A 19,932-nucleotide genomic window follows, 5' to 3' on the forward strand; every position below is an offset into this window, starting at 1 on the left:
AATATTCAGGAGCAGGACATGCAATTGGAAAATCGTGTCGCCATCATCACGGGCGGTGCTTCGGGTCTCGGGCGCGCGACGGTGGAGAAATTTCACGCGGCCGGTGCCAAGGTGGCAATATTCGACCTCAACAACGGTTCGGGGAACGAACTCGCCGGCAGGCTGGGTGAAAAGGCGCTCTATCGCAACGTCAACGTCGCCGACGAGGATGGCGTTCAAGCGGCGATCGACAATGTCGTGAGTCAGTTCGGCAGGCTCGACATTTGCTGCAACTTTGCCGGTATCGGCGGCGCGCAGCGCATATTGGGCAAGGATGGAGTCTACCCGCTTGCCAAGTTTCGCGGCGTCGTGGAAGTGAATCTTGTTGGCACTTTCAACGTCCTGCGGCTTGCCGCCGAACAGATGGCGAAGAATGAGCCGGACGCGTTCGGTCAGCGCGGGGTCGTCATCAATACCGCCTCGGTGGCAGCATATGACGGGCAGATCGGGCAAATTGCATACAGCGCGTCCAAGGCGGCAATAGTGGGTATGACATTGACGGCCGCGCGGGATTTGTCGTCCTACGGCATCCGCGTCAACACCATCGTTCCGGGTCTGATCGACACGCCCCTGCTCGCCAAATTGCCCCAGGCGGCCCGCGATGCGCTGGGCCAGCAGGTGCTTTTCCCCAAGCGGCTGGGTCAGGCAGAGGAGGTCGCTGCAACTGCCGCTTTCATCGTGGCGAGCGATTATCTCAACGCCGAATGCATTCGCCTCGACGGCGGTATCCGCATGCCGCCGAAGTAAGACTCCATCGACAGGAAGCCCCATGAGCCCCCTCAACGGTTATACCGTCATCGAACTCGCCGGCATCGGTCCCGCGCCCATGGCCGGCATGATGCTAGCCGATATGGGAGCGGAAGTGATCCGTATTGAGCGCTCGACCCAGGTTAGCGAGCGGCGCGCAAAAGACATCAGTCTGCGCGGCAAGAAATCGGTCGTACTTGACCTGAAGGATCCGCGGGCCGTCCGCGCACTGTTGCAAATGATCGAGAGCGCCGATGTGCTGATCGATCCCTACCGGCCGCTCACTTGCGAGAAGCTGGGTATAGGACCTGACGAATGTCTGTCTCGCAATCCCCGGCTCATTTTCGCTCGGATGACCGGATGGGGCCAGTCGGGTCCGTTGGCCATGGCGGCGGGGCATGACATCAACTATATCGCCCTGACCGGCGCACTCCATGCCATAGGGCGAGCGGGCGAGCGGCCGGTGGTTCCATTGAACCTTGTCGGTGACATGGGCGGCGGCGGGACGCTTCTGGTCGCGGGCATATTGGCCGCGCTGCTCGAGGCACGTGGATCGGGCAAGGGGCAGGTTGTGGATTGCGCGATGATCGATGGCGCGATCCAACAGATGTGGATGTTCCAGGGCATGCTCGCTGCCGGCGCCTGGGACGATGGCGCGCGCGAAGCCAATCTCCTCGATGGCGGCGCCTATTTCTACGACTGCTATGAATGCGCCGATGGCGGTTATATCAGTCTGGGCGCGATAGAGCCGCAATTCCATGCGACCATGATCGCTCTTCTCGGTCTCGATCCCGGCGACTTTGCGAACCAGCACGACAAGGCGCAGTGGCCGGCGCTCAAGCAGACTATCGCCGCGGCCGTGCGAACCAGGACACGCTACGAATGGTGTCGCGTGATGGAAGGAACGGACGCTTGTTTTGCACCGATCCTGAAGATGTCCGAGGCACCCGCGCACCCGGCCAACATTGCCCGCGGTTCATTTGTCGAAATCGACGATGTGATGCAGGCGGCGCCTGCCCCACGTTTCAGCCGCACACCTTCAAAGGTTCGGCACGGCCCTCCAATCACCGGCCAGGATACCGTGCAGGTGCTGTCGGCCATGGGAATAGCGCCGCGCGACATCGCCGCTCTCGCAAAGGGCCTGACAGCAGGAGACGCAGTCGATGTCGCTTGAAGAATCCGGGCAGACGGTCGCATTGGAAATACGCGATGCGATAGCCATCATCACTCTCGATCGCCCCGATGCGCAAAACGCCTTCAACACGGCAATGCGGAACGATTTATTGCAGGCGATTCGATCGGTGGAGGATGCCAAGGCGATCAGGGCGGTCATCCTGACCGGACGCGGCCGCAACTTCAGTGCCGGCGCTGACCTCATCGACAGGCATCGTCAGGATCCCTCGGTTGAACGGATGCTGAACGAGGAATATGGTCCCATCTTGTTGGCGATCATGCGATCGGACAAGCCATGGATTGGAGCGATCAATGGCGCTGCCGCCGGCATCGGGTCGTCCTTCATGCTGGCCTGCGACCTCTCAATCATGGGGGAAAGCGCTTTTCTCTATCAGGCTTTCGCGGCGATCGGCCTCATCCCGGATGGTGGCGCCTCCTGGCATCTCGTCAGGACGCTTGGTTTCCAACACGCGTTCGAGACGGCGATAAGGGGGGAACGGATTTCCGCTGAACAATGCCTTACGCTGGGTCTCACAAATCGTGTCGTGCCGGACGCGCAATTGCTCGACCGCAGCCTGGCTCTTGCAGGTGAACTGGCGGCCAAGGCGCCGTTGGCGATCAGCCGCGCGAAGGCGGCGCTCCGTTTCGCGGCCGATCATCCGATCGAAGAACTCATGCCGCTTGAAGCCCGTCTGCAGCAGCTTTGCGCCGACAGCGAGGATTTCAAGGAAGGAATAGCAGCCTTCCGTTCAAAGCGCATTCCTCACTTCAAGGGGCTGTGATCGCAAAAACCCTTCAACGAAAGAAATATCATGGATTTCTCGTTAAATTCCGATCAACGGGCACTGCAGGAAATAGCAAGGCAGTTCGCGCAGCGTGAATTGCCCGCGATTGCCCGGCAGTTGGAGGAGCACAATGCCCCTCCCTCGCGCGATCTGGTGCGCCGCTTTGCCGAACTCGGTTTCCTGGGCATCAACGTTGCGCCCGAATATGGTGGACTTGGCCTCGGCAATCTCGAAGCGCTGATCGTTGTCGAGGAATTCGCGAAGGTTTCCTCGGCGATCGCGTTCCCGGTCTTCGAGTCCTGCGTCGGACCGATACGCGCCATCGAACATTTCGGGACCGAAACCCTGAAGCAGCGGATCATTCCCAGGGTTTGCAGTGGTGAAGCCATTGTCGCGGTCTCGATGTCGGAACCAGACGCTGGTAGCGCGCTCACCGATCTGCGGACTCGCGGCGAAATCACGGCCGATGCGGTTATCCTCAACGGCAGCAAGCGATGGTGCTCCGGCGGAGGGCATGCCGATGGCTATGTGGTCTATTGTCGGCTGTCGGATGCGCCGGGCGCGAACGGGATCGGGGCTGTGTTCGTCGACAAGGATACACAGGGGATGACCTTTGGCCCCAATGAAAATCTGATGGGCTTCCGCGGCGTCCCGTCAAGCGACATCCATTTCGACAATGCCATTGTTCCGCTCGATAATATTGTCGTTCCCGCTGGCGGGTTCAAACAGCTGATGGAGGCATTCGATCTGGAGCGCTGTGGCAATGCGACCATGGCATTGGGCCAAGCCTCCGGCGCGCTTGAGGAAATACTGACCTATGTCCAGGAACGTCGGCAGTTCGGCAAGCCTATCGTTGACTTCCAGGCCGTCCAGTTGCGCATAGCGGAAATGCAGATGCGGGTCGATGCCGCGCGCCTGCTGATCTATCGGGCGGCGTCCAACACGCAGATGGGCCTGCCTTCGATGCTTGAATCGTCGCTCGCCAAATGTTTTGCGAACGAAATCGCGCGTGAAGTCACAGGCCATGCGGTGCAGCTCATGGGCGCTTATGGCTATTCGCGCGAATTTCCAATGGAACGGCGGTTACGCGATGCGTGGGGGTGGGGCATTGCAGGCGGAGCGGTGGACATCCAGAAGGTCAATATCGCGAGCGCGCTGATTGGCCGGCGGTTCGATCAGCGGAGATGAGTGCAATGGATGTGCGTGAAGCGCTATTTGCGCGCCAATCGACCCGTGCCTTCCTCGACAAACCTGTCGCGCCCGCCTTGCTGACAAGCATTTTCGAGGCGGCCCAGCAGGCTCCGTCCAATTGCAATACCCAACCCTGGCAGACAATCATCGTGTCGGGATGTGCTCGCGATGAACTGGAGCGCGCTCTGGCCGCCCATGTGGCCAGCGGCGAATCCCCGGCGCCCGACTTCGGCCCCTCGGTACTGCCTGCCTATGCCGGGGTCCATCGCGACCGACAATATGCGGCCGCCGCCGAACTCTATACCGCGATGGACATCGAACGCGGCGACAAGCTTGCCCGGACGCGGGCATCCCTCAGGAACTGGTCGTTCTTCGGCGCGCCGCACGTCGCGCTATTCACCATGGATCGTAGCCTGGGCCTGATGGGGGCCGTTGATGTCGGCGGCTACGCCCATGGGTTGGCTTTGCTTCTGACGGTAAATGGGATCGGGAGTTGTCCGCAGGCATCGCTTGGCTATTTCCCGGCGCCGATACGCGAATATCTGGATATCCCCGATCATATGGGGATATTGTTCGGCATGTCGTTCGGATATCCCGATCCCCATGCCCTTGCCAACCGCGTCCGCACCGGACGTGCCACGGTTCTGGATGCCGTGCGGTTTGTAGAGTAGAAAGGCCCAACAGCCGATTGTCGCCCATGCGTGAGATTTCTGTTCCCATCCGCCTTGTCAGGGCCGTTTTGAAGCACTGCGGCGATTACGACCTCGACCAGCGCCAATTGCTTGTGCAGGCGGGGATTTCGCCGCGGCTTGTCGAGGAAGAGTCCGCGCGGGTTTCGATAGAGCGATTTGCCCAGCTCCAGATCGTGACCATCCTCGCCATGCAGGATGAGGGCTTGGGCTATCTCACGCGCCGTCTGCCCATCGGCACCTGGTCGATGATGTGCCACGCTACAAGGAACGGCCGCACTTTGCGGGAAGCACTCAACCGCTATTGCCGTTTCTTCACCATGCTCGACATGGGTTTCAGGTTAACGCTGTTTGAGGAGGGAGAGGCAGCGGCGGTCCGGTTCGATCATGATGCCGGCTGGCATGCCGATCTTTTCATCAGTGAGCGCGCGCTCTACAAATGCAGCCGTTACAGTTCCTGGCTGATCCAGGAGGACATGATTGTGACCGGCGTCGCGCTGACCGGGCCTGATCCCGGTCATGGAGATGAATATCGTTTCCTGTTCCATGGGGCGCCAATGGCTTTCAACCAGCCCTATGACGAGATACGCTTTGCCGCCAGCTATTTGGATCGCGGCATTTCTCTCGACGATCAGACCGTGCGGCGTTTTCTTCGTGCTCCGACGCTGATGCTTCTGAGCGAAGAGTATCGCAATACGAGCTGGACGAACCGAGTACGCCGGGAATTGCGTAAGGACATGCCGCACCTGAAGGGGATGGAGGAGATCGCCGACAACCTTGCCGTTCATCCACAGACATTGCGCCGGCGGCTGGCCGACGAAGGCCAGTCGTTCAAACAGATCACCGACGACCTGCACCGGGACACCGCGCTCTATTATCTGGGCAAGCGCGGGATGAGCGTCGAGGAAGTCGCCTGGCGCGCCGGCTTTGCCGAAACCAGCACCTTCATCCGCGCCTTCAAACGCTGGACCGCGATGACGCCTTACGCCTATCGGAAGGGTTTGTAGCAGACGCGGTATGGCAGGGTATTTGGCCCTGTTATTTCAGGTCGGTATTTTTGTCGGGCGCGAACATTGTTGGTGATGGTGCCGCGCTGCATCTTTCCCGCAACAGACCAATGGCGTGGCTCTTTCGCCATTGGACGTCCATGTCGATGGGAGAGTGAATTTGACCACGGAAGTTCTTACGCACTGCGAGGATGGAGTTCTCGTGGTCACAATCAACCGGCCTGATGCTCGAAATGCCGCCAACAAGGCAGTCGCGGAGGGCATTGCTGCGGCCGCGGATATGCTCGATGGCGATGACAGCCTGCGTGTCGGCGTTCTGACGGGGGCTGGCGGCACATTCTGTTCTGGAATGGATCTCAAGGCATTCGTGGCCGGCGAACGCCCCGTCGTCGAGGGGCGCGGTTTTTGCGGGATTGTCCAGCGACCACCGCTGAAGCCGCTGATCGCCGCGGTCGAAGGCTATGCACTTGCCGGCGGCTTCGAGCTTGCCATCGCCTGCGATCTGATCGTGGCGGCCAGCAACAGCAAATTCGGGATTCCCGAGGCTAAGCGAGGCCTGGTCGCCAATGCCGGAGGCCTGCTGCGATTGCCGCGCCAAATTCCGCCCCGCATCGCCAAGGAGTTGGCGCTGACCGGCGAGTTCATGGGCGCAGACCGGGCACTTCATTATGGCCTGGTCAACGACTTGGCCGAGCCAGGCGAGGCGCTGGCCGTCGCGCTGGATCTCGCGCGCAAGATCGCTGCCAATGCGCCGCTTGCGATAGCATCGAGCAAGCGGATCATCGATCAGTCGCAGGACTGGCCGATTGAGGAAATGTTCGACCGTCAGGCGCAGATCAGCCGACCGATTTTTGACAGCGCCGATGCAATCGAAGGGGCCAAGGCCTTTGCTGAAAAACGTGCTCCGAACTGGAAAGGGATTTAAAAGTGCCGACGCAATCGCCCAATCAGGCATTGATCATCGACGCATGCCGGACGCCCCGGGGTATCGGCCGGGCAGGGAAGGGCGCGCTCTCCAGCCTGCATCCCCAGCATCTCACATCCTGCGTATTGCGCGCCATCACTGAACGGAACGGTATAGATACCGGCCATGTCGACGACGTGATCTGGGGGACCAGTTCTCAGATCGGCGAGCAATCGGGGGATCTCGGTCGTATGGGAGCGCTCGATGCGGGTTATGACGTGCGCGCCAGCGGCGTGACCCTTAGCCGCTTTTGCGGCTCCGGCATAACGTCGGTGGCCCTTGCAGCCTCGTCCATCGCTGCGGGTCATGAGGACCTGACGATTGGAGGCGGGACCGAGATGATGTCCAAATACGGTCCTGGCACCGCCGCCAGCGCGGTGTTCATGGACCGTGACAATCTTCGCCTGCGCGCCTTGCATCCGCAATCCAACCAGGGTGTATGCGCCGACGCGATCGCAACGCTGGAAGGGATCGGCCGGCAAGAGCTCGATGCGCTGGCGCTTCTCAGCCAGCAGCGCGCCGACATGGCGATCCGCGAGGGGCGATTCGACCGATCGCTGGTGCCGGTCCATCATGAAGATGGGATGCTCGCGCTCGACCGGGAGGAATATCCACGCCCGTCGACCACCGCCGAGACGCTGGCGGGTCTCAAGCCCGCCTTCGAGGCGATGGCCGACGCCCCGCTGGATGCCGAAGCCACGACCTATCGCAGCTTGATCCTGCGGAAATTTCCTGGCCTGGCCATCAACCATGTACACCATGCTGGCAATTCCTCGGGCGTCGTTGACGGAGCCGCGGCGGTACTCATGGCTTCAAGAGAATATGCCGACGCGCACGGGCTGAAGCCGCGTGCCCGGATCGTGACCGCTGTCAATGTCGGGGATTCGCCCACCTTGATGCTCAACGCGCCGGTGCCTGCTGCGCGCAAGGCGCTTGCCCGGGCGAGATTGTCTCTCGAGGATATCGATCTGTTCGAGGTCAACGAAGCTTTTTCTGTCGTCACCGAGAAGTTCATCCGCGACCTCGATATCGATCGTGAGAAGGTCAATGTGAATGGCGGCTCCATCGCCCTGGGCCACCCCATCGGCGCGACCGGGGCGATCCTTATCGGCACGTTGCTTGACGAACTCGAGCGGCGCGACAAGCAATTCGGCCTGGTTACCATGTGCGCGGCAGGGGGCATGGCACCGGCGATCATCATCGAACGTATCTAACGCTGCGGGGAAAAAGCAATGGCTGACTCATCCGAATATCCGATGCTGATTGACGGCGAACTGGTTGCCGGCGCCGCGACCATGACGGTTGTCAATCCGGCAACCGGTCATCCGTTCGCCCAGGCTCCCGATGCCTCGGAGGAGCAACTGGAATGCGTCGTCGCGGCGGCGACGCGCGCCTTCCCCGCATGGTCGGCGCGGCCGATCGGCGAGCGACAGGCCCTGCTGGTGAAAGCCGCGGAGGTGATCGCCGCTCATGTCGACGAGTTGGCGGCGCTGCTCACGCGCGAACAGGGCAAGCCGCTCGCAGCCGCCATGGCGGAAATTCAGGCCTCGCTGGGCTGGTTCCATTATTTTGCCCAGATGACGCTGCCTGTTCTGGTCAGTGAAGACAGCGAGACACGACGGGTTGAAACCTGCTATGTTCCGCTCGGCGTCGTCTGCGCAATTTCGCCATGGAATTTTCCGGTGATGTTGTCCTGCTGGAAAATCGTTCCAGCGCTGCTAACGAGCAACACCGTGGTCTTGAAACCTTCGCCGTTTACGCCGCTCACCATGCTTCGCATCGGCGCTCTGCTCAAGGACGTATTCCCGGCCGGCGTGCTCAACATCATCACCGGTGGCGACATGCTGGGCCCGAAGATGACGGCTCATCCGGGTTTTGCCAAGATATCCTTCACCGGTTCGACGGCCACCGGCAAACTCGTGATGCAAAGCGCATCGGAAACGATGAAGCGTGTCACGCTTGAACTGGGCGGCAACGATGCCGCTATCGTCATGCCCGATGTCGACCTGGATGAGGTAGCCGTCAAGATCTTCATGGGCGCATTCTACAACAGCGCGCAGGTCTGCACGGCGACCAAGCGGCTTTACATCCATGAAGCGATCTATGATGCATTGCGCGATCGCTTTGTTGCGTTGGCCGAAATCATGAAGCTCGGAGACGGCGCGGAGGAAGGCACCGTCTTCGGGCCTATCCAGAACGAACGGCAATATCGCCGCGTTATCGCATTGATCGAGGAAGCCCGGGCACAGGGATTGGCGGTCATCCAGGGGCCGGAAGGGCCGGATGGCGACGGCTATTTCGTGCCGATCACGATTATTGACAATCCGTCCGACGATACCCGCGTCGTCACCGAAGAGGCCTTTGGTCCCGTGCTGCCGCTGCTCAAATTTGCCGACGTGGACGATGCCATTCGCCGCGCCAATGCGAGCGAGTTCGGACTGGCGGGAGCCGTCTGGTCGCGCGACGTGGACAAGGCGGTCGAAATTGCGGCCCGGCTGGAAACCGGAACCGTCTGGATCAACGAAAACCTTTATTTGCCGCCAACCGCTCCCTTTGCCGGTCACAAGCAATCGGGCCTAGGGATCGAGAATGGGATGGATGGGCTGTTGCAGTATACAGACCCCAAGACGGTCTATATCCCCAAAACCGCATAACAAGACGGCGCGTGCAAATTCTGGGAGAGTGAGGAGAACAGATGCAGCATCCGACACATCATGCCACAGAGACGCCGGACAAACCGGCTTATATCCTGGCCAGGACCGGGAAGGTCGTAACCTATGGCGAACTCGACCGGCAGTCCAATCGAATCGCCCAGCTGTTCCGCAGTCTTGGATTGGGAGCGGGCGATCATATCGCCTTGCTCCTCCCCAATGATGAGCATTTCATGCAAGTCTGCTGGGGTGCGCAGCGCTCGGGGCTTATCTACACCCCTATCAGCACACATCTCAAGCGCGATGAAATCGCCTATATCTTGCAGAATAGCGATGCCGCCCTGCTGGTGACGAACGCCGCGTTCATGCCGCTACTCCGCGAGGTCGAGGATAGTGGAGTTGAGCTGCGTCATCGCTTTCTGGTCGACGGGAGCGACCAAGGCTTTATTTCATGGCAGGAGGCGATCGCCGCCCAGCCGGACGGGGCGATCGCCGACGAGCAGGCTGGCGCTCGCATGGTGTACACATCAGGCACGACCGGTCAGCCCAAAGGCGTGCTGTCGGACTTCGCGCCCGACATGCCCATCGGGACCATGCCGACCAAGCTTACTGGCATGGCGAAGATATTTGGTATCGACGCGCAAACCGTGCTGCTTTCTCCGGCGCCGCTCTATCATTCCGCGCCTCTGGGGTTTGTGCATATCGTAATGCATCTGGGCGGAACGGCCGTAATCCTCGATAAATTTGATGCCGAGGCCGCGCTTCGCGCCATCCAGGACTATCGCGTCACGCACAGCCAGTGGGTGCCGATCATGTTCCATCGGATGCTGGCGCTCGACGAGAATGAGCGGATCACATATGATCTGTCCACTCACCGAATGGCAATTCATGCCGCCGCGCCATGCCCGGTTGAACTCAAGCAGCGCATGATCGATTGGTGGGGGCCAATCCTCGCGGAATATTATGCTTCAACCGAGTCCACAGGCTTTACTTCCATAGACTCGCCGGAATGGCTTGCCCATCCGGGTTCCGTCGGGCGGGCGAAGGGCTCGACGGTTCATATCCTCGATGACGAAGGCAGGGAGTTGCAGGCCGGGCAGATCGGTACAGTTTATTTCGAAGCCGCAAAAGCGCGTTTCGCCTATTACAAGGACCCGGAAAAGACCGCTTCGTCGTACAATGACAAGGGTTGGGCAAGTGTCGGAGACCTCGGCTTTGTGGACGAGGAAGACTATCTCTATCTCACTGACCGCAAGAGCTTCATGATCATATCTGGAGGTGTGAACATCTACCCTCAGGAGATCGAGAACCTGCTGCTTGGGCACCCCAAAGTTGCCGATGTCGCGGTCATCGGCCTTCCCAACGAAGAATTCGGCGAAGAAGTGAAGGCGGTGGTGCAGCCTCGTAGCTGGGAAGACGCGGGCGCCGATCTCGCCGCTGAATTGACCATGTGGTGCCGTGAACGGCTTGCCAATCTCAAGGTGCCGAGGTCCTTTGATTTTGAATGTGAGCTGCCCCGGCAGGAGAATGGCAAACTTTACAAGAAAATTCTCATCGACCGTTATCTCCAAAAGGAAAGCGCCTGATGAAGCGCGCCCAGGGTAGCGCACTTGGCAAGCATCGGGTGGCAGGTGGTGACCGTTCTCAGCTCGACTTTGTACGATTAGGTGGCGAAGCAGAGGGCCTCGACCATGCGTATGACGCGGGGCGTTGGAATATTTTGGGGTTCGCGGTTTGACGGGGAGTGTCGATTAATGTCTCCGACCCAGAGTTGGAGGCGGACGGCAGTGATTGCGTCACTGAATGTAAGGCTGGTTTTTCGATACCAGGCTGCGGAGTAAGGGATGGTGGTGCTGGCAAGCAGGTCGCCGGCCCAGAGCGACACGAGGCTGTAGAGTCCGAGGAGGATTGGGGTGGTTCGGGCTATAGCTTTGTCGGACCATTGACGCTGTGTCTCGACACCGAGATGGGCCCGGGTTTCAGCGAAGGTGACCTCGATCTGCCATCGGCGGACGAACAGGGCGATGATGTCGGCGGGTTGGAGTGTCACATCGGTGCTGAAGAAGGCTTGCGGTGCCCTCTTTCCGTCGGGGTCACGCACCAGTACCCATCGGACAGGCATTACGGGGGTGCCCGGCCTGTACCACAAGGCGGTGTCGGAGGTGATCTCGAGTTCCTTACCCTCGACATGGCCATACCAGGCGGAGACGATGATCCTTGTCCAGATTGTCGCGGGGTTGGAGAGCAGGGTTTTCAGTTTTGGCAGTGCCGGGCCTTTTTGCGCGGGCCGGCCCATGGTGCGTGATGTTCGTTGCGCGGATGGTGCAAACAGGCTCGCATCCAACCGCAACCGGCTGATGAGTGTCGCGCGCCGCGTAATGGCATGGGCCAGTTCATGAACGGCGAAGCTGCTGTCGCCCACGAAGATGATCCGACGGCCTGGCAGCCAGCGACACAGCTGCAAGGCGCCCTGCCGAGCCCAGTCAGTCAGCAGCTTGTGCCGCCGGCCACGTTGAAGGTCGGATCGCTCCGAAGGGGCGAGCAGGGTCAGGACCGGTAAGGCCTTGATCAGGCTGGTCCATGGCACCGGGGTGAGCACCATGAAGCTCAACCAACGCAGCCCGCTGGCTTTGACGAAATGGCCGTGACTGGAACGGACCGGGTCCCGGTATATACCCCGTGCAGCGATGCGGCGTCCCCATCGGCGCTCGATGGTGTCATCCATACCAATGACGATAGGGCCATCGGGCACGAGCCGATCGACGACAATGCCCAGTAATCGTCTGGCGACGGCACGGGGGCTCCAGCGGGCCCGACTGAGGATCTGATGATAGCTTGCAAAGTTGGCGGCTTCGGCCCGGCCAGTCATGCGCAAGCAGGAACTGACGGTGCGCTTGCCCGGTGCCAGCAAGGCACCCATCACCAGGACGAGCACATGCTCCCAGCTGGGCGCAGTGAAGAATCTACGCCATGGTTGCAGCCACTGTCGCAGTATCTGGGGGTGGATTCTAGATCGAAGTGCGAAATCCTAGGATTTATAGGGGTTTGATCCCCTTTCCAGGAAGGCACGCGATGAACGGCTATCAGCATCTGGGTTTGGACGAGCGGCGCGATATTTATCGGTTGGTGGCGACCGGCCGGTCCGTGCGGGAGGTTGCAGCGACACTGCGCCGGCATCCATCGACGATTTATCGCGAGCTTAAGCGCAACCGGTACCTGGATGAGCATCCGCTGTTTCGCGGCTATTTCCCGACGGTGGCACAGACCATGGCGAGTGGACGTCGCGTGCGTGGCGGCAAGATTGCGCGCAGGCCGGAACTTGCCACCTATATCGCCGATCGCTTGTCGGCCGCCTGGTCGCCCGAGCAGATCGCCGGCTATCTTCGGCGTCATCGCGGTCTTCGGGAGACCGTCTGTCACGAAACCATCTACCAGTTCGTTTACGGGCCTGACGGTCGCAGCCAGGGATTATGGCGCTATCTGCCGGTCGCCCGTCGTTCTCGCCGACCGCGCTATGCGCGCAAGCCTCGGGGACTTCATATCCCGTTGGCCAACACGATCGGTGCGCGACCCGCAGAAATCGCCGATCGCCGCAGCCGGTTCACGATCCTTGCCCGCAATCCGAGCCGCCACTCTGCCGGGGTCATGGCGGGCATCCAGCATCATTTGCACGGCATGCCCCCTTCCCTGCGACAGAGCATCACCTTCGATCGGGGAACGGAATTTGCCGCCTTTGCGACCTTGCAGGAGAAACTCGCCATGACGAGCTATTTCTGTCTGCCATCCGCCCCCTGGTAGAAAGGGAGCGTGGAAAACAGCAACGGACGGATACGGCGCTTCCTGCCGTCTGGAACGGACATCGCGCTGCTGTCGGACAAGGAGATCCAGGCCGTGGTTGATCGCCTCAACGGGACGCCTCGCAAATGCCTGGGCTACCGAACCCCACAGGAGGTTCTGGGAGAGCAAATAGCCCTTCTCAAGGCCGGATAGATTTTGCCATCCAGGGTGGGGCTCGCCCCACCCTGGATGAAATGTTACGCATCTCACGGATGTCGCGCTTCAAATCGAAACCGCCGGCATTCCGCAAACAGTCAGCTTGAAGCGGCCAACCCGCGCCAGTCGAACGGTCCGAACGGTCGCGTGAGACGGTGCCCGAGCTATTTCGCGAGAGGACTATTGGCAACTGGCTAGCCTATCAGATATGGGGGCCATTTCCTGATTATTGGTGCGGTAAGTTCAAGCGGGAGCGCAAATCGGCTAATTTCTCCTGACAGAGTTCGTTTACGACGGTTCCAAGAAGCTCGACGCGTTCGGAGAGGTAAGCGAATTCCTCCTCGGTCATCTTGAACTGGTCAGAGTGTCGGGCTTTCACATAGGCATCCTTCAGTTTCAGAAATCGCGCTTCGACCTTTCGAACTTCTCTCGGCCAAACATCAATCAGGCGTGGCGAAATCCGTTCTGCCAACGAACGTAAGTATTTTAGATTATGACTATATGGTGTGTAAAAAGTGAAAACGAGAAGGACGGTGTAGTACAACTGTTCGCACGTCTGTTGGAGATTGTAGGCTGCATGGGCAAACTTGCCGCTTTCACGGCAAAACTGAAACACAATCTTTGATGAAATCGCAAGATCGAACCACTGGTCGAAATACTCTTGCGCCATGTCATAGGCTTGCTGTGGTGTTTTCGGCTTTGGCTTGTGCAACTCGCTATTGTCAGACTGGTAAAGTGCGATGCCATCCTTTGCGATGTCCATGAAGAAATAGCGGCCGTGCGCCAGGCCGTCGTTCACCTCCTGCAAGGTGTGCACGATGAAATTGACGGGTGCGCGCAGGCGATTCAGGATCATGAATTCCCGATCAATGCGCTCGGCAGCCTTATCCCAATATTTGAGCCAATCCGTCAATTCCTTCTGATTGACGATGACGAGCAGGTCGAAATCCGATCGATAGCCTCTCTCGGTGTGAGGTTCATGTACCCAACGGCCCGTGGCATATGAGCCGTAGAGAATTATCTTGAGTATGCGTCCCAGCTTGCGCGGGCCTGTGGGTTCTCCAAGCGCGTCCTCGAATTCCTCGAACAGGATCTGAACAACGCGATCCAGTTCGCGGCGCTTGTTCGCGGGAAGGTGGTCCAGATCCGTTTTCATATGCCTATATCACTCAATTCGTTCAACCATGGCCTAATGATGCCTACGGCTCAACATAGATTTTCCCGAATTTTTCCGCCAACTTGGCGGCATCTGCCGGGGAGATGGGGAGCTTCATATTGGGGCTTTCTGCGATTGATGAGGCAGCCCGACCGAAAAGTGCTACGCAGCGCTGATTATAGAAGCGTGACGTGTAGAGAATGCCATCCGCGGGAGTGTTGTCATGGATTTGGGCACTCACTGCCCACGTCTTTGCATAAGCGTCACCATGCAGGTCCGTGAACGAAAGGCCGAGCTTGGAAACGCTGCCATCGATGAGCGGAAACAGCCTTAGAGCTTTAGTCACCAGCAATTCGCTTCGAACGCGCGCGTTCACGGCGGTAGAAAGCACAAATGCAATATGCGGCGACCGCACCAGTGTCTCCCCAAAGGCTGTTTCAAGCGCACGAGCCGCATAGAGGACTTTGAAGCTGCCGTCTGGTGCGTCAAATCGGCCTTGTGGGGTGGCACCGGTGGGTCCGAAAAAGACAGCGTCGTGAAACGGACGATGGATACGGTGGAGCGTCGCCCCAGCTGCGATGCGACGCAAAACGGTCACTGTCATGAACGTTCAGTTTGCCCAGCCGGAAGCGAGCGCCACGAGCTGACGCAGCACCTCGGCATCGGGCTTCTGCGCAAGCAATTGGAGAAGCGTCCGTGGTTCGGCTTCAAATCCCTCCAGCGGGGTGGTCAGAAGCATCAACTGCTGCCATGGATCGGTATCATCGAACGCTTCGAGAATGCGCTTCAGATGGTTCACCGTCTCCCCATTGACGAACTGGGCGGCGGGATAGCGGATCTCCGAGCCATAAGGGACGCCCAAAACCTGCCGCCGCTGCCGTTGTTTCTCGATCGCAGCCGTCGAAACGCCGAGCATGGCGGCGACTTGCGCGCGATCATACATGCCGCCGGCACGGGTTGCCATTTCCTCTCGAAATTGAGCGGTCTTCTCCCGCGCAGCCTTGATGACTGCGATATCTGCGGGGGATTCTGGTGCTATGTCGCGTGGGGCTACCGTCAGCGCATGACGCAAATCACTTGAGCCGACAATATCGGCCAGCGTATCATCGCTTGCGGATTCAACGGCTTTTGCGATTGCGAGAGTCAGCTTTTCGAGGGCTTTTCGGCGCAGCGTATCACTGGCCGAGATAGCCTTGCCGCGACCTTCGCGGGTGCCAGAACCGGCAATTGGTGCAGGGCTTGCCATAAGCGTCCTTTCTGTCTCTATGTATATCATTCTGACAGATAGGACAAGGTGCGTGGCAATTCAGCGTGACTTGGACAGCGCTACACGGTAAAGTCGTCCGGAAAGGAATAGTTCATGGATCCGGCAGCTTACGACGATGCTGAGGTGTCACCTTCGACCCTGAAGCTGTCGCATCTGCTGTGGCGCCCTGGGTATGCGAAGGCGTGGTGGACCAGCGCGGCGGTCTTTTGGACTGCGGTGGCGTTTGTCCCTTGGGCGGCGAGGGCAACGGACGATGGCATCGGCTTTGCCCTTTCCCTTTTTCTCCATCCCTTCGCTCTGATTTGGTATTTGACGGGGCTGTATCTTTGGGGTTGGCGGCAGGGCCTAGCCTATCCATGGAATCCGAGCAGTGAGGGACGAGAGCTGTCAGCCGAGGAGTTGGCGGAAATCCATGCTGGAGAGAATTTTGGTTTCGATGAGCGCGTACCCATGTCTTACCTCTCCGATCCAACAGACATTCGATCACCAATGAATCCGGCTAATCCGGGTTGGATTGGAAGGCATCGTCGGTGATTAGCGCTTTTTGTAATCTGAATCTCCGTCATTTGGGCCGTGATCGAGATCGCCGCTGAACCTGCCGGTCTCAAGAATTTGGCGCTGCTCTGCGCTCGTGAGAGGAGCAAACCAGTCGCGCAAACCTCGGCCTGAGTCTGCCTGCTCAAGATATCGATTGCGAAGCCCGTCGCTTCCGAGGATCTGTTGACCAAGCTCATGGGTGAATGTTCGTGCGGGGTCGGCCGCTCCTGATGCAGCCCGCTCTGCTCGCGAAATCGCCTCGCGGACATCGTGATTCACAACATCGATGCTCGCGCCGGCGTCGCTTGTTGTTGTGCCATAATCACGACTGCTCGCGCCAAGTCTGAAAGACGCTTTTCCGCTATGTGAGGTATTTATCCTTCCGCCGCCCGGCTTTCCTGACGTCTCGATCTGGGAGGCGTTCCCTCCAATTTCGCCTCCAACCTCGGTGCCTTGGGACACTTGATGCATTGCACTTCGGGAGATTGAACGACTCCAACCTGTCTGCGTCATCACCGCTTGCACGTCCCGCTGGAGCGTGTCCGCCACCTGCGGCTTCAACCGCCACTCGCCCTTCCGGTCCATCTCGAACCCTCCGCGCAGCCAGTTTGCCATCATCGCCTGACCCTCGGCGCCACCGCCCATGAAATGCTCGATGGTATCTGGGCCGGCCTGCTTGCCTGCCTCGAACCGAGTGCTGGTGTCGCTGCTGGCCGACTGGCTGAACGATGTGCCGCTGGAAACCAACAGGTCATTATGAGCGAAGCTGAACCGCGCCCGGCCGCCATTCGCGACTGCGCCGAGCTGGCTCTCGTTGATGAGCCCAGCCTGCCACATCGCCGCCGCCGTCTGGGGCGTCAGGTTGAGACTGAGGTCACCATTCTGGTCCATCGCGATCTGGCGCTTGCTCATCTTGATGCCGTTCTCCGCGAGCAGTCCTTGCATGCGGGTCAAGCGTTCCTTGTCGACGATGGAGGTCATGCGGTCATTACGGGCACGATCGGCAATGCCCTCAGCGCCGCCTTCAGCCATGTCGACCTGATTGCCCGCTGTCCGGCTCAGCGCCTGGATGAAGCTGTCGAGGCGTGCGGCTTCACGCGTCGAACTGCCGACGGCCTGCGCCCCTTCCGCGAAACCGAAATTCTCGGACTGGCGGCGTTGCTCGCCGATGCGGGCGGCTGCGCGTGTGCCATCGGTCCCGACTTCGCGCTGGGCATCGAGCTTGCCGGACCGTTCCGCAAAGTCATAGCCTGCCGCCTCACGGGTGCGACCATAGACGCTTGTGCCCTCGCGGCCGGCCTCTGCGGTGACGCCGTCCGCTGTACCGACCTGGACCGAGGCATTGTACCGCTCGAGCGCGGCAACGACCTGCGCCTCATTGCGTCCTGTTGCGCGGGAGAGTTGGGTGATGGCGGTACTCCGCGCCTCACCGGACAGGGCGTTGATGAAGCCGATGCGCCTGGAGGTGGTGTCGAGCGAGAGGCCAAGCATGGAGGCTGCTTCCCGATGGCCCTGATTGCCGCCAGTCCGCCACGCCTGTTCTGTCGCGACATTGGCCCTCTCGATTCCAGCGACATTCTCGCCCGCATAGTCACGGCGGCCTTCCATCGCGCCGACCTGTACCTGCGCAGCGGTGAGGTCGTTGACCAGCATTTGCTGCTGATCAAAGGCATTGGCGATGAGCTTGCCGAAGGTCGGATCGGCCTGCGCCTCGCCGATCACCCCCGAGGCCTTGAGGCGCGCATCCTGGGGCGAATAGCCCGCCCGCTCGAAATGCCGCGTCGCCCCGTCGATCAACATGCCATAGGCGCGTGTGTCGCCGAAGGCCCGCCACTGGACAAGGTTCTGGGAGAAGGCCGCGAACGCCTTCTCGCCTGCCTGCCCATTCCCGAAATAGGTCGTGCCAAGGTCGCGCAGCGCATCCTTTTCCGCAAATTGATGGATCGCCGTGGTGGCGGCATTGGACTGCACTGCTCGCGCCACCTGTGGGTCGGAAAGGTCGCGACCGCCAAGCGCTGGTGCGAGCGCACCGAGCTGGCGCGCGCCTTCGATGCCACCCAGCGCGAACGCGGTGCCCCCAGCCGCGCCAGGCCGTTCGCCAAGGATATGGCCAGCTTCGCCAAAAGTCCGGTTCGAACTGAAAGTCGACCGTTCCCCGAAATCCCCAAAGCTGGAAGCGCCGGCCGCCCGCGTCCGCGTGCCCATGGCGGATGCCTGGGCTTCGAGCGCGGACGCCTGGCCCTCCGTCGTCGCCATGGGCGCGGCGGCAGCCGTTGCTTGCCCAGCGATGCCGAGGGAGCCGGAGGTGAAGGCGGTGAACACATTGCCGCTGAACCGGAACACCGTGAATACGAACGCGCCAGCAAGGCCCGCTGCGGCCGTGCGATAGCTCCCGAATATGGCCAAGGCTTTCATCGCCGCCGACGGCGCGAGCAACCAGGCATTGGCGGCGACCGCATTGGATCGCAGTTCCGAGAGCGTCGCCATCGCTCGGCCCAAAGTGAGCTGGTAGATGCCCGCATCGATCACTCCCCACAGCGCCACGAACACGAACATGCCAAGCGAGAAACTCGCGACCCGCAGGTTGATGGGGGTGAGAATGAATAGAAGCGCGATCGGCACCATGAACAACATGATCCCGAACACCGTCGCCCGGATAGTCGGCATCCACTCATTGGCGACCGACATGGCGGAGAGGCCATTGGAAATCACGGCCCGGTTCGCCATCACCCGCGCGGCGGTCGCCGGAGAATCTTCGAACAGGACATCGCCCACGCTATTGCCGAGCAGGATATGGCTCAGGAACGCCTGGGCGCTCAGCGGATGGCCGAGCATCATTTGGCCCATTTCCCCAAGCTGCTGGCGGCAGCGCGTCAGCCGCGCGGCGTTGGAGACGTCGAACCCGGTTCGCGCGCACACCTGGCGTGTATAGTCTTCGAACAGATCGGGATCGGAGAGCCGGTCGGCAATATGCGTCCATGCCTCGGTGCAGCTCACTGTCGTTCCGCCCTTGTCCGACGCGGTGTAGACCGTGGAAAATGTCGAAGGCCCGGCCATGGCGGCAAAGGCCGTCGGCAGGTCGGTCGCGGTACGGAAAAGCTGATCGTCATCCACGCCATAGGCCGGCGATACCCGCGCGACGGGATAGCATTGACGGACATAATCCTTGATCGTCGCGTCAAGGAAGCTGTCAGTCATGGGGCCGCGTGGGCTGACAGCGTTCAGGAACAGGTCGAAGCTGTGGCCGCCAGCGCCGAACTCGATCTTCGCGTCGGGATCGATGGTATTGTCATCGATCGTCTCAACGAGGGCGCGCTCCATCATGTTGGTAGCGCCCGCCACCAGGACGATGAGGTTCGGGACATCGCCCACGGGCTGATAGGCATTACGGACCCGGTCATACACATGGACCGTGCCGGTCGTGGCGATGAGCCCTGTGAACAGGCCGATCCCGAACAGGATCTGGAACCCGAAGGCGACAATGCCCATGCTCGACCCACGGACGCTGGCGACGACGGCACCGAGCGCGATGCCGGCCGTCGCGATAATCAGCACCAGCGTCTCATAGCGCGGATCGCCAAAGATCATCGCCACCTGGCGGAAGGCATCCACGGTTTCGGCAAAGCCGTCATAGGTGTGGAAGCTCGCATCAATCGCGCGGGCGGGCGACGCGAGGGCGAGCATGGGGAGGGTAGTGAGGGCGGTCAGGAACCGAAGGGCGCGGCGCATGGCG

General features: G+C 60.3%; 16 protein-coding genes and 1 pseudogene. 12 read left to right on the forward strand and 5 right to left on the reverse strand.

Features of this window, described 5'->3' with window-relative positions; translation table 11 throughout:
* Positions 1-18: 18 nt before the first annotated feature.
* The 10 genes from HUK73_RS03300 (at position 19) to HUK73_RS03345 (ending at position 10,832) form a co-directional block, all read left to right on the forward strand.
* Positions 19-786 (forward strand): SDR family NAD(P)-dependent oxidoreductase, encoded by a 768-nt coding sequence (locus tag HUK73_RS03300; RefSeq protein WP_176590629.1) that lies wholly within the window; start codon positions 19-21, stop codon positions 784-786.
* A 22-nt stretch (positions 787-808) separates the two neighbouring features.
* Positions 809-1,960 carry a CaiB/BaiF CoA-transferase family protein gene (locus HUK73_RS03305; protein ID WP_176590630.1) on the forward strand — a complete coding sequence of 384 codons (1,152 nt, stop codon included), beginning with the start codon at positions 809-811 and terminating at the stop codon, positions 1,958-1,960.
* Positions 1,950-2,741: an enoyl-CoA hydratase/isomerase family protein gene (locus HUK73_RS03310; RefSeq protein ID WP_176590631.1), complete on the forward strand. Its 792-nt coding sequence runs from the start codon at positions 1,950-1,952 to the stop codon at positions 2,739-2,741. Before HUK73_RS03305 ends, HUK73_RS03310 begins: the two co-directional genes overlap by 11 nt.
* A gap of 30 nt (positions 2,742-2,771) precedes the next feature.
* Entirely contained in the window at positions 2,772-3,932 is a 1,161-nt protein-coding gene (locus HUK73_RS03315; RefSeq protein WP_176590632.1) for an acyl-CoA dehydrogenase family protein, read from the forward strand.
* Between the two features lie 5 nt (positions 3,933-3,937).
* Entirely contained in the window at positions 3,938-4,606 is a 669-nt protein-coding gene (locus tag HUK73_RS03320) for a nitroreductase (RefSeq protein ID WP_176590633.1), read from the forward strand.
* Positions 4,607-4,632: 26 nt separating this feature from the next.
* On the forward strand, positions 4,633-5,631 hold the full coding sequence (locus tag HUK73_RS03325; RefSeq protein ID WP_176590634.1) for an AraC family transcriptional regulator: 999 nt from the start codon (positions 4,633-4,635) through the stop codon (positions 5,629-5,631).
* A 130-nt stretch (positions 5,632-5,761) separates the two neighbouring features.
* The gene (locus HUK73_RS03330) at positions 5,762-6,556 is read left to right on the forward strand and encodes a crotonase/enoyl-CoA hydratase family protein (RefSeq protein ID WP_369805425.1); all 795 of its coding nucleotides are present in this window, start codon (positions 5,762-5,764) and stop codon (positions 6,554-6,556) included.
* Between the two features lie 2 nt (positions 6,557-6,558).
* Entirely contained in the window at positions 6,559-7,809 is a 1,251-nt protein-coding gene (locus HUK73_RS03335; RefSeq protein ID WP_176590635.1) for an acetyl-CoA C-acetyltransferase, read from the forward strand.
* Between the two features lie 18 nt (positions 7,810-7,827).
* Positions 7,828-9,249, forward strand: coding sequence for an aldehyde dehydrogenase family protein (locus tag HUK73_RS03340; RefSeq protein WP_176590636.1), 1,422 nt, complete (start codon positions 7,828-7,830; stop codon positions 9,247-9,249).
* Between the two features lie 41 nt (positions 9,250-9,290).
* Positions 9,291-10,832: an acyl-CoA synthetase gene (locus tag HUK73_RS03345; protein ID WP_176590637.1), complete on the forward strand. Its 1,542-nt coding sequence runs from the start codon at positions 9,291-9,293 to the stop codon at positions 10,830-10,832.
* Between the two features lie 77 nt (positions 10,833-10,909).
* Here the strand turns inward: HUK73_RS03345 and HUK73_RS03350 are convergent, their stop codons facing one another.
* Complete coding sequence (locus HUK73_RS03350; protein WP_369805426.1) at positions 10,910-12,181, reverse strand: transposase; 1,272 nt, start codon at positions 12,179-12,181, stop codon at positions 10,910-10,912.
* A 137-nt stretch (positions 12,182-12,318) separates the two neighbouring features.
* On the opposite strand from HUK73_RS03350, the pseudogene HUK73_RS03355 reads away from it, so the two are divergent.
* Positions 12,319-13,236 (forward strand): annotated as a pseudogene (locus HUK73_RS03355) (IS30 family transposase).
* A 229-nt stretch (positions 13,237-13,465) separates the two neighbouring features.
* Here HUK73_RS03355 and HUK73_RS03360 read toward each other — a convergent pair.
* From HUK73_RS03360 to HUK73_RS03370, 3 genes are read right to left on the reverse strand one after another with little or no spacing between them, the layout of a single operon-like run.
* Positions 13,466-14,395: a HEPN domain-containing protein gene (locus HUK73_RS03360; RefSeq protein ID WP_176590638.1), complete on the reverse strand. Its 930-nt coding sequence runs from the start codon at positions 14,393-14,395 to the stop codon at positions 13,466-13,468.
* Positions 14,396-14,438: 43 nt separating this feature from the next.
* A complete protein-coding gene (locus tag HUK73_RS03365; RefSeq protein WP_176590639.1) occupies positions 14,439-14,999 on the reverse strand; it encodes an RES family NAD+ phosphorylase in 561 nt (186 codons plus the stop codon).
* A 6-nt stretch (positions 15,000-15,005) separates the two neighbouring features.
* Complete coding sequence (locus tag HUK73_RS03370) at positions 15,006-15,641, reverse strand: hypothetical protein (protein ID WP_176590640.1); 636 nt, start codon at positions 15,639-15,641, stop codon at positions 15,006-15,008.
* 114 nt (positions 15,642-15,755) lie between these two features.
* On the opposite strand from HUK73_RS03370, the gene HUK73_RS03375 reads away from it, so the two are divergent.
* Positions 15,756-16,196 carry a hypothetical protein gene (locus tag HUK73_RS03375; protein WP_176590641.1) on the forward strand — a complete coding sequence of 147 codons (441 nt, stop codon included), beginning with the start codon at positions 15,756-15,758 and terminating at the stop codon, positions 16,194-16,196.
* Here HUK73_RS03375 and HUK73_RS03380 read toward each other — a convergent pair whose 3' ends face one another.
* Positions 16,197-19,928: a conjugal transfer protein TraG N-terminal domain-containing protein gene (locus HUK73_RS03380; protein ID WP_176590642.1), complete on the reverse strand. Its 3,732-nt coding sequence runs from the start codon at positions 19,926-19,928 to the stop codon at positions 16,197-16,199.
* Positions 19,929-19,932: the final 4 nt, after the last annotated feature.

This window comes from Sphingobium sp. EM0848 (assembly GCF_013375555.1).
Taxonomy (GTDB): Bacteria; Pseudomonadota; Alphaproteobacteria; order Sphingomonadales; family Sphingomonadaceae; genus Sphingobium.

Coding starts and splice junctions, on each gene's coding strand:
- HUK73_RS03300 (WP_176590629.1), top strand. CDS start 19: ATGCAATTGGAAAATCGTGTCGCCATCATCACGGGCGGTGCTTCGGGT.
- HUK73_RS03305 (WP_176590630.1), top strand. CDS start 809: ATGAGCCCCCTCAACGGTTATACCGTCATCGAACTCGCCGGCATCGGT.
- HUK73_RS03310 (WP_176590631.1), top strand. CDS start 1,950: ATGTCGCTTGAAGAATCCGGGCAGACGGTCGCATTGGAAATACGCGAT.
- HUK73_RS03315 (WP_176590632.1), top strand. CDS start 2,772: ATGGATTTCTCGTTAAATTCCGATCAACGGGCACTGCAGGAAATAGCA.
- HUK73_RS03320 (WP_176590633.1), top strand. CDS start 3,938: ATGGATGTGCGTGAAGCGCTATTTGCGCGCCAATCGACCCGTGCCTTC.
- HUK73_RS03325 (WP_176590634.1), top strand. CDS start 4,633: ATGCGTGAGATTTCTGTTCCCATCCGCCTTGTCAGGGCCGTTTTGAAG.
- HUK73_RS03340 (WP_176590636.1), top strand. CDS start 7,828: ATGGCTGACTCATCCGAATATCCGATGCTGATTGACGGCGAACTGGTT.
- HUK73_RS03345 (WP_176590637.1), top strand. CDS start 9,291: ATGCAGCATCCGACACATCATGCCACAGAGACGCCGGACAAACCGGCT.
- HUK73_RS03360 (WP_176590638.1), bottom strand. CDS start 14,395: ATGAAAACGGATCTGGACCACCTTCCCGCGAACAAGCGCCGCGAACTG.
- HUK73_RS03365 (WP_176590639.1), bottom strand. CDS start 14,999: ATGACAGTGACCGTTTTGCGTCGCATCGCAGCTGGGGCGACGCTCCAC.
- HUK73_RS03370 (WP_176590640.1), bottom strand. CDS start 15,641: ATGGCAAGCCCTGCACCAATTGCCGGTTCTGGCACCCGCGAAGGTCGC.
- HUK73_RS03375 (WP_176590641.1), top strand. CDS start 15,756: ATGGATCCGGCAGCTTACGACGATGCTGAGGTGTCACCTTCGACCCTG.
- HUK73_RS03380 (WP_176590642.1), bottom strand. CDS start 19,928: ATGCGCCGCGCCCTTCGGTTCCTGACCGCCCTCACTACCCTCCCCATG.